7 protein-coding genes and 1 riboswitch are annotated in these 8,459 nt (G+C 52.8%); all 7 genes read left to right on the top strand.

All coding sequences use genetic code 11. The features are described from left to right. Positions 1 to 194: 194 nt before the first annotated feature. The 7 genes from NWF35_RS05265 to NWF35_RS05235 all read left to right on the top strand — a co-directional run bounded on the left by NWF35_RS05265 (position 195) and on the right by NWF35_RS05235 (position 8,267). Positions 195 to 1,019, top strand: a complete 825-nt coding sequence (locus tag NWF35_RS05265; protein WP_363321560.1) for an alpha-amylase family glycosyl hydrolase — start codon at positions 195 to 197, stop codon at positions 1,017 to 1,019. Between the two features lie 23 nt (positions 1,020 to 1,042). Continuing rightward, complete coding sequence (locus NWF35_RS05260) at positions 1,043 to 1,558, top strand: alpha-amylase family glycosyl hydrolase (RefSeq protein ID WP_435873836.1); 516 nt, start codon at positions 1,043 to 1,045, stop codon at positions 1,556 to 1,558. A 327-nt stretch (positions 1,559 to 1,885) separates the two neighbouring features. Beyond that, positions 1,886 to 3,433, top strand: coding sequence for an aldehyde dehydrogenase family protein (locus NWF35_RS05255; protein ID WP_301238040.1), 1,548 nt, complete (start codon positions 1,886 to 1,888; stop codon positions 3,431 to 3,433). Positions 3,434 to 3,439: 6 nt separating this feature from the next. Next, positions 3,440 to 4,069: a sterol desaturase family protein gene (locus NWF35_RS05250; protein ID WP_301238039.1), complete on the top strand. Its 630-nt coding sequence runs from the start codon at positions 3,440 to 3,442 to the stop codon at positions 4,067 to 4,069. 158 nt (positions 4,070 to 4,227) lie between these two features. Further along, positions 4,228 to 4,419: riboswitch (Lysine riboswitch) on the top strand. Between the two features lie 72 nt (positions 4,420 to 4,491). Further along, positions 4,492 to 5,970, top strand: a complete 1,479-nt coding sequence (locus NWF35_RS05245; RefSeq protein ID WP_301238038.1) for an amino acid permease — start codon at positions 4,492 to 4,494, stop codon at positions 5,968 to 5,970. Between the two features lie 43 nt (positions 5,971 to 6,013). Beyond that, on the top strand, positions 6,014 to 7,423 hold the full coding sequence (gnd, locus tag NWF35_RS05240) for an NADP-dependent phosphogluconate dehydrogenase (RefSeq protein ID WP_301238037.1): 1,410 nt from the start codon (positions 6,014 to 6,016) through the stop codon (positions 7,421 to 7,423). 277 nt (positions 7,424 to 7,700) lie between these two features. Continuing rightward, a complete protein-coding gene (locus NWF35_RS05235) occupies positions 7,701 to 8,267 on the top strand; it encodes a shikimate kinase (RefSeq protein ID WP_301238036.1) in 567 nt (188 codons plus the stop codon). Positions 8,268 to 8,459 lie beyond the last annotated feature (192 nt).

Raw genomic sequence — 8,459 nt, 5'->3', positions numbered from 1 at the left:
GTGGGTACATGTGCCCGGTCGCGCAGAACCATATGGGACGGGGTGATGACACACCCCCTAGCTTGAGGGTTGCCCGAAACAGAAATGGACTGAGGGCGTTAACCACTCAAGAATCCCACGGCTTTAGCCGTGTGGAGTGTCAAGAAATCTATGTTCGCTAATTTGCCGATGCCAATGGGGACGGAGACGGGGACCTGGCCGGAATCGCCTCTAAACTGGATTATCTTAACGACGGGCATCCCCGTTCCGGGAACGACCTGGAGGTGGACGGTCTCTGGCTGATGCCGATCACCAAATCACCCAGCTACCACAAATATGACGTAGTGGATTATTATCAGGTTGACCCACAGTACGGCACATTGGAAGATTTCCGTCGATTGATACGTGAAGCGCATAAACGCGGAATCAAAGTGATCATCGACTTGGTCGTCAATCACACCAGTAACCAACATCCTTGGTTTGTCTCCGCGTCCAAGGACAAAAACAGCCCCTATCGGGACTACTACATCTGGGCTGACGCAGAAACGGATATCCACGAAAAAGTTCCGTGGGGACAACCCGTCTGGCACGAGACCTACCCTGGCTCGGGAGACTACTATTACGGACTGTTCTGGAGCGGCATGCCCGAGTTGAACTACGACAATCCCCGCGTTCGGGAGGAGATCATCAAAATCGGGAAGTTTTGGTTGAAACAAGGGGCCGACGGTTTCCGACTTGATGCCGCAAAGTACATCTACCCCGATACGCTAGAGGCCAAGAATCACGAGTGGTGGAGCCAATTCCGCAGAGAAATGCAAAAAGTGAAGCCCAACGTTTATCTCGTCGGTGAAGTATGGGATGCCAAAGAGCGTGTCGCTCCGTACTACGGTGAACTGGATACACTGTTCAACTTCGATCTGTCGGATCGTATCCTGCAATCTCTTCAACAGGCTCAAGATGCAGGAATTGCCGCTTTGGCCGCCGAAACGGGGCGAATGTATGTGACGTCAATCCCCGTGCCATCGACGCGCCATTTTTGACCAATCACGACCAAAACCGTACGATGAGTGTATTGAACGGTGATGGGAACAAAGCGAAAACGGCCGCGGCCATCCTGCTCACCCTGCCCGGTAACCCGTTCCTTTACTACGGGGAAGAAATCGGTATGCGCGGGGAAAAACCGGACGAGTACATCCGCGAACCGTTCCGCTGGTACCCCGGTCATGGCCCCGGACAGACGACATGGGAGGAACCCCGATATAACAACGGACCGAACGCCGTCTCCGTACAAGCGCAATTGCACGATCCCGATTCCCTGTTGCACTGGTACCGTCAGTGGATCCGTCTGCGTCATCAACATCCCGCTTTGATGGACGGAACGGTTCAACCGCTCCAGGTTCAGGATACGCGAGTAGCTGCTTATCAACGGATCTCTCGTGGGGAGCAATTGAATGTCCTGCACAATCTGTCCGACCAAACCGTCACCGTCACGGTTATGCGGATCATCACCTGCACATCGTATACGCCAGTCCCTCCGATGTGCAAATCCGGCAACACGGACCGAATCAAGCGATGGTGACGCTCCCAGCACACACATCAGCGTTGTTGAAATGATGTTGGGAGAACAACGCCACCACAAATGAGTATAGTTACATGAATTCAGGGGCGGTCGAGAACCCCGGTTGATGGGAGAGAGATTGTTCAAAGCCAGCGGGCTCCGATTTCCCCTCTTCGGGACCCGCTCCTGAGTTCTCAAATGGTCCAACCACTTTGTCAGCAGTCTCTGAAATTGTCAGCGTCATAAACCGCCCAGAATGAACCTGATTACCAGGAGAAGACATTGACACTTCATTTCAGAATAAATAGAATAACATAAACAAATCAGAAAAAACGAGGAGGGAAAGCAATGGAAACCACAACACTCCATCCCATTCCAACGAGGGAATGGGAGGAGACGCCGCCAGATGCAAGCGCGGATTTGATGCAACGGGCCCGGGAAGCGTTTGATGTTTGGCGACGAAAAAGTATTGATGAACGGCTCTCTTATTTGCGCACCCTGCGTCACCTCATCGTCGACAGAATGGACGAAGGCATGGCGATCATCTCACAGGACACGGGCAAACCAAAAGTAGAAGCGCTTACAAGTGACATCCTGACGGTGCTGGATGCCATCGGTCATGCGGAAAAACGTGCCAAACACGCCCTGAAACCGAGAAAGGTGCGTACGCCGATCTCCCTGATCGGCAAACGGTCCGTCGTCACTTACCAGCCCCGTGGGGTAGTGTTGGTGATCTCACCATGGAATTACCCGTTTCAGCTGTCGGTGATTCCCGTGATCGAGGCACTGGCCGCAGGCAACACCGTCATTCTCAAACCATCGGAAGTGACTCCCCGGGTCGGTGCATGGATCGCATCCCTATTTCGCGAAGCCGGTTTTCCCGAAGGCGTAGTCCAAGTGGCGATCGGTGAAAAGGAATTGGGTGCCCGATTGATCGAGGAACACCCGGATTATATCTTTTTCACCGGCTCAGTGCAGACGGGAAAAATCATTCAGCAGGAGGCAGCCAAACGATTAATCCCCACCACACTGGAATTGGGCGGGAAAGATCCGATGATTGTCTTTGCCGACGCCAACCTGAACAGGGCAATCAAAGGTGCGGTGTGGGGAGCGCTCACCAACTACGGTCAGGTATGCATGTCGGTGGAACGGATTTATGTGGAGGAGCCCATTTACGACACCTTTGTGGAAGCACTGAAACGGGAAGTAGCACGACTGCGATCGAATGGCTCGGACGAAACTGATCTCGGTACCATGACAACCGAACAGCAAAAGGAGATCGTCCGCCGTCAGGTGGAAGACGCGGTCGCAAACGGAGCCAAACTGGTCAGCGGCATCCACCCCCGGGACTGGCCGGAATCTGGCGACCTCCGCATTCAACCCATCATCCTGACGGGTGTGGACACCCGATCAGCTGTCATGCGCGAAGAAACATTCGGACCAGTCATCTGTGTATTACCGTTTCGGGACGAGTCAGAGGCCATCCGTGCGGCCAATGATTCTGTCTATGGATTGAGTGCCAGCGTGTGGACGAATGACATCGAAAAAGCCCGCCGGGTGGCGCAATCATTGGAAACAGGAAGTGTGGTCATCAATGACGTCGTCCTTTCCATCGCCAATCCGTACCTCCCGTTCGGAGGAGTGAAGGAAAGCGGGATTGGCCGTTATCACGGCGATGAGGGATACCGAATCTTTTGTCACGAAAAATCTCTGCTGATCGACCGCGGTTGGTTGCCCTCGGAGGTTCACTGGTTTCCGTATCAAAACAAGCTCATCCCCTTCCGCACACTGGTGGCCAACCTTTATGGTCGGAAACGGTCGTTTTTCCGGTTTATCCAATCCTACCTGACGTTACTGGCAACGTCTTTGCGTAAATCCGGATCAAAAAGGGGATGAAACGGGATGGTGCAAACCCGGTTTCTGCGGGAGTTTTTCGGCCATCGCGACATCTTGGTCACCTGTATCGTTTTCGCCACCTGCGTCGCATTCACCCTGCCTCATCTCAATCAAGGAGCTGTTTGGGGAGCGTTGGTGCTCGGCATGGTGTTATATGCACTCAGCGAGTACTTGATTCATCGCTTCTTCTTTCATCTCCCGCCACCGAAAACCCCTTGGCTGTTGTGGTTATTGCAACGGTTGCACTATCACCATCACAAAGACCCAGACGACCTTCGCCTGTTGTTTTTGCCGATATGGTACAGTTTTCCTCTGGTGGCCACAGTCGCCGGCATTGTGTACGCCGTATCGGGGGATACCGTCTTCACTGTCGCGTTTACCACCGGGGTGCTGGGTTATCTCTTATATTACGAATGGTGTCACTATGTGGCACACCGTCCCATCCAGCCGATCACACCCTGGGGACGTTGGCTAAAAAAGATGCACCTGTGGCACCATTTTAAGAACGAACAGTATTGGTACGGGGTGACCAACCCGGTGTTCGACATGGTAATGGGGACATTCAAAAATGAGCGGGAAGCTGATCAAAGTGACTCCGTCCGCGATTTGGAAAAGCAGTCCACCCGGTATAACTAGGACATGTCTGGTAAATCCGTGAGGGGCAAATGTTTTCCCAGGTGAGCCCTATTTCACGGCTGGGCTTTCAGATGGATGAAAATTCCATTGTTTTGACGCGATCATTTCGTTATACTCATGAACGAGTTGACAATGGAATAGCCTTCTCCATCTCGCCGCGGTGAGATAGAGGTTGCGGCTTTTATGAGTAGGCCGGTCGAGCTTCAGGGACAGCGAGGAAGCCGGTTGAAAGGAAAAGCCGCCGAAGTCCGCGCCGCATGCTCTGGGCGCGCGGGCTGGGCCTGTTTCCGAACAGGAACAGGACTGTCACGTCTGGTCGTTGAAAGCGGACGTGGAGCGCTATCTTGGCGGAAGGTGATACGGGTATTCAATGCCGTCGAGCCTTTCGACGGCATTTTTTATTATAAAAGGAGTGTGAACACATGAAAGTCACTTCAAAACCATCTTTGCAAGCGGAAGATTCCAACCGTCTGCAACGGCGGTTGCGTTCCCGACAATTGACCATGATTGCCATCGGCGGTTCGATTGGTACCGGTCTGTTTGTGGCCAGCGGCAATTCCATCCACACGGCCGGTCCCGGCGGAGCGTTGTTGGCCTATTTGGCGGTCGGGTTCATGGTGTACTTTTTGATGACCAGTCTGGGGGAAATGGCGGCGTTTCTCCCCGTCTCCGGATCGTTCAGCACTTATTCGTCCCGCTTTGTTGATCCGGCGTTGGGTTTCGCCATGGGATGGAATTATTGGTATAACTGGGCAATCACCATTGCGGCCGAGCTGTCCGCGGCGACGCTGGTGATGAAATTCTGGTTTCCCCACAGCTCATCTTTTTTGTGGAGTGCGCTGTTCCTGGCGCTGATGATCGGATTGAATCTCCTTTCCGTCAAGGGTTACGGGGAATCGGAATACTGGTTTTCACTTATCAAGGTGATTACCGTCATCGTGTTCATCGCCGCAGGGTTGTTAATGATCTTCGGTATCATCGGCGGACAGAAAATCGGTTTCCAAAACTGGCACATCGGAGACGCACCATTTCACGGTGGTTGGCTGGCCGCACTCAGCGTGTTCATGGTTGCCGGGTTCTCATTCCAAGGGACAGAAGTGATCGGGGTAGCCGCCGGGGAAAGCGAAAACCCGCGGGTCAATATCCCCAAAGCGGTACGGCAGGTCTTTTGGCGTATTCTGTTGTTTTATGTGCTGGCTATTTTCGTCATCAGTCTGCTGATCCCGTACACCGATCCCAGGCTGGTGGACAGTAGTGTGGAAAATATCGGCGTAAGTCCGTTCACCATCGTTTTTGAAAAAGCGGGACTCGCCTTCGCCGCTTCGGTCATGAACGCGGTGATTCTCACCGCCGTACTCTCCGCCGGCAACTCGGGGGTGTACGCTGCCACCCGAATATTGTGGCATATGGCCAAAGAGGGACAAGCCCCCCGCTTCTTATCCAAGGTCAACGCCAAAGGAGTACCGGTCAACGCTTTGATTGTGACGTCTTTGGTCGGGGCAACTGCTTTCCTGGCCTCTGTGTTCGGTGACGGAACCGTGTATGTATGGCTGCTCAACGCCTCCGGATTGTCCGGGTTTATTGCTTGGTTGGGCATTGCGATCAGCCACTACCGGTTCAGGAAGGCGTACCTCGCCCAGGGACGGGACTTGCGCGATTTGCCTTACGTCGCTAAGTGGTATCCGTTTGGTCCCATATTCGCCTTCGTCCTGTGCGTCATTGTTATCGCGGGACAAAACTACGGGGCGTTTACCGGTGACCATATAGACTGGTACGGGATCCTTGTGTCCTACATCGGTTTACCGCTGTTCCTACTCTTGTGGCTGGGTTATAAATGGGTGAAGAAAACACGCGTCGTACCGCTGTCCGAATGCCGATTTGACGAAGACAACACAGTTTGAGAAGATGGGATTGAGAGTCTTATCATGAAAGGATGATCGCAACGTGTCCCAAGCACAAATCGGTGTGATCGGATTAGCCGTTATGGGCAAAAACCTCGCACTTAACATAGAAAGCAAAGGATTCTCCGTCACTGTCTACAATCGTTCGCCGGAGAAAACGGAACAACTTCTGAAGGAAGCCGCCGGCAAACGATTGAGCGGGGCATTCAGCCTGGAAGAGTTCGTCGGCATGCTGGAGCGGCCACGTAAAATCATCCTGATGGTAAAAGCGGGCGAGCCCACCGACCGCACCTTGGAACAATTGGTTCCGTTGTTGGAAAAAGGGGACATCGTCATCGACGGCGGCAACGCCTATTTCCAACACACGATCCGCCGCAGTCGGGAGCTGTCAGCCCGCGGCCTCCATTTTATCGGTGCGGGTATTTCCGGTGGGGAAGAGGGAGCACTGAAAGGCCCCGCCATCATGCCAGGCGGTGACCGTGAGGCCTTTGCCCAAGTGGAACCGATCCTGACCGCCATCGCGGCCAAGGTAAACGGGGAACCCTGTACCACCTACATCGGTCCGGACGGTGCCGGTCACTATGTGAAAATGGTGCACAATGGCATCGAATACGGTGACATGCAACTAATCGCCGAAGCCTACCACCTCATGAAGGACGTGCTTGGCCTCAGCAACGAGGAGTTGCATCGCGTATTTGCCGAGTGGAACAAGGGCGAGCTGGACAGCTACCTGATCGAAATCACGGCGGATATTTTCACCAAAGTGGACCCGGAAACCGGCCAATCGCTGGTCGACGTGATCCTGGATACAGCCGGTCAGAAGGGAACCGGCAAATGGACCAGCCAAAGCGCGCTGGATCTGGGTGTTCCGCTGTCCATCATCACCCAGTCGGTCTTCTCCCGCTTCCTCTCGGCGATGAAAGTGGAACGGACACGAGCCGCCCAACTGTTGCGCGGGCCGAAACCGGTTGCGGTCGACAACAAGGAAGAATGGATCGAGCGGATTCGCCAGGCGCTCTATGCCAGCAAAATCTGCTCCTATGCCCAAGGTTTCGCCCAGATGCGCGCGGCTTCGGAAGCCTATGGATGGAACCTGGACTACGGCGCGATCGCCAAGATCTTCCGCGGTGGCTGCATCATCCGTGCTCGCTTCCTGCAAAACATCACGGAAGCGTACGAACGCGACCCTAACTTGGCCAACCTCCTCCTCGATCCGTATTTCCGGAATGTCGTGGAGCGCTATCAAGATGCATGGCGTCAAGTCGTCACCCTCGCGGTTCAGTCGGGCATTCCGACACCGGCATTTTCCGCCGCGTTGGCTTATTTCGACAGCTACCGTATGGAGCGCCTGCCGGCCAACCTCTTGCAAGCCCAACGGGATTACTTCGGCGCCCATACGTACCAACGGATCGACAAAGAGGGCGTTTTCCACACCAACTGGCTGGCGGATTGAACGTTCGTTTCTACAAACATGCGGCCTTTTTTCACCCGATCCTGTTTCGATGCACGGGTCGGCGGGTAAAGGCCGCCCTTTTTTTGGGTAGCGGGTCCGAATTTCCCGTCGAACCACTCTAGCTGTTGCTACGAATCGGAGGTGGGGTTTTTTGCTGCACAACCATACCCACTTTTATTCTGGCTCTATTTTCACTTTCACTTCACCATTGATCTAGATATTTTAACCTGCTATGCTAAGCACAAATATGTGTTTTTGAGAAGAGAGTGAGTTTCATATGTCAGAAGTATCGGAAATCCCTATTCGTGAGAAAAATATCGTATTAATAGGGTTTATGGGCGTCGGCAAAACAACGGTCGGCCAGCTTGTGGCTAAAAAACTTTATCGTGACTTTATTGATATCGATAAAGAAATAGAAAAAATTTATGGGATGCCGATAACAGAAATTTTCAAGAAAGTGGGCGAAGCAGAATTTCGTCGAGTAGAAAAGGAATTCATCGTCAATATTTGCAATCACCAAACGTTGAAGATCATTTCCTTGGGTGGAGGCGCTTATTTGCAAGAGGAAGTGAGAAAGGCTTGTTTGTCTAAATGTATCGTTTACTTCCTTGATCTATCTTGGGAATCTTGGAAAGAGCGACTCCCATTGATCATTGATAGCCGTCCCGTTCTGCAAAACAAAACATTACATGAGATCGAAGACCTGTTTTTTAAGAGAAGAAGAGCTTATTCCCTGCATAATTCCAAAATATCCACCAACAATATGGACGCAGAAACGATCGCTAACAACATAGTAGAGTCCATCAAATTTGCCTGGGACATTTATCAACCACAGGGTGAGTAAGGGATCGGCGTCAATCGGACTCGGATTAAAAAAGGGAACCGACTCCCATCAAGTTCCCTTTTTCTTTTGACACTCCACACGCCTAAAGCCGTGGGATTCTTGAGTGGTTAACGCCCTCAGTCCATTTCTGTTTCGGGCAACCCTCAAGCTAAGGGGTGTGTCATCACCCCATCCCATGCAGTTCTACGTTTC

It is taken from the genome of Polycladomyces subterraneus (genome assembly GCF_030433435.1).
Taxonomy (GTDB): domain Bacteria; phylum Bacillota; class Bacilli; order Thermoactinomycetales; family JIR-001; genus Polycladomyces; species Polycladomyces subterraneus.
This window is presented reverse-complemented; position numbering and strand designations above follow the sequence as displayed.

Bases quoted from the DNA above. Each gene is read 5' to 3' on its own strand.
- NWF35_RS05250 (WP_301238039.1), top strand. From the start codon at position 3,440: ATGGTGCAAACCCGGTTTCTGCGGGAGTTTTTCGGCCATCGCGACATC.
- NWF35_RS05255 (WP_301238040.1), top strand. From the start codon at position 1,886: ATGGAAACCACAACACTCCATCCCATTCCAACGAGGGAATGGGAGGAG.
- NWF35_RS05235 (WP_301238036.1), top strand. From the start codon at position 7,701: ATGTCAGAAGTATCGGAAATCCCTATTCGTGAGAAAAATATCGTATTA.
- NWF35_RS05260 (WP_435873836.1), top strand. From the start codon at position 1,043: ATGAGTGTATTGAACGGTGATGGGAACAAAGCGAAAACGGCCGCGGCC.
- NWF35_RS05245 (WP_301238038.1), top strand. From the start codon at position 4,492: ATGAAAGTCACTTCAAAACCATCTTTGCAAGCGGAAGATTCCAACCGT.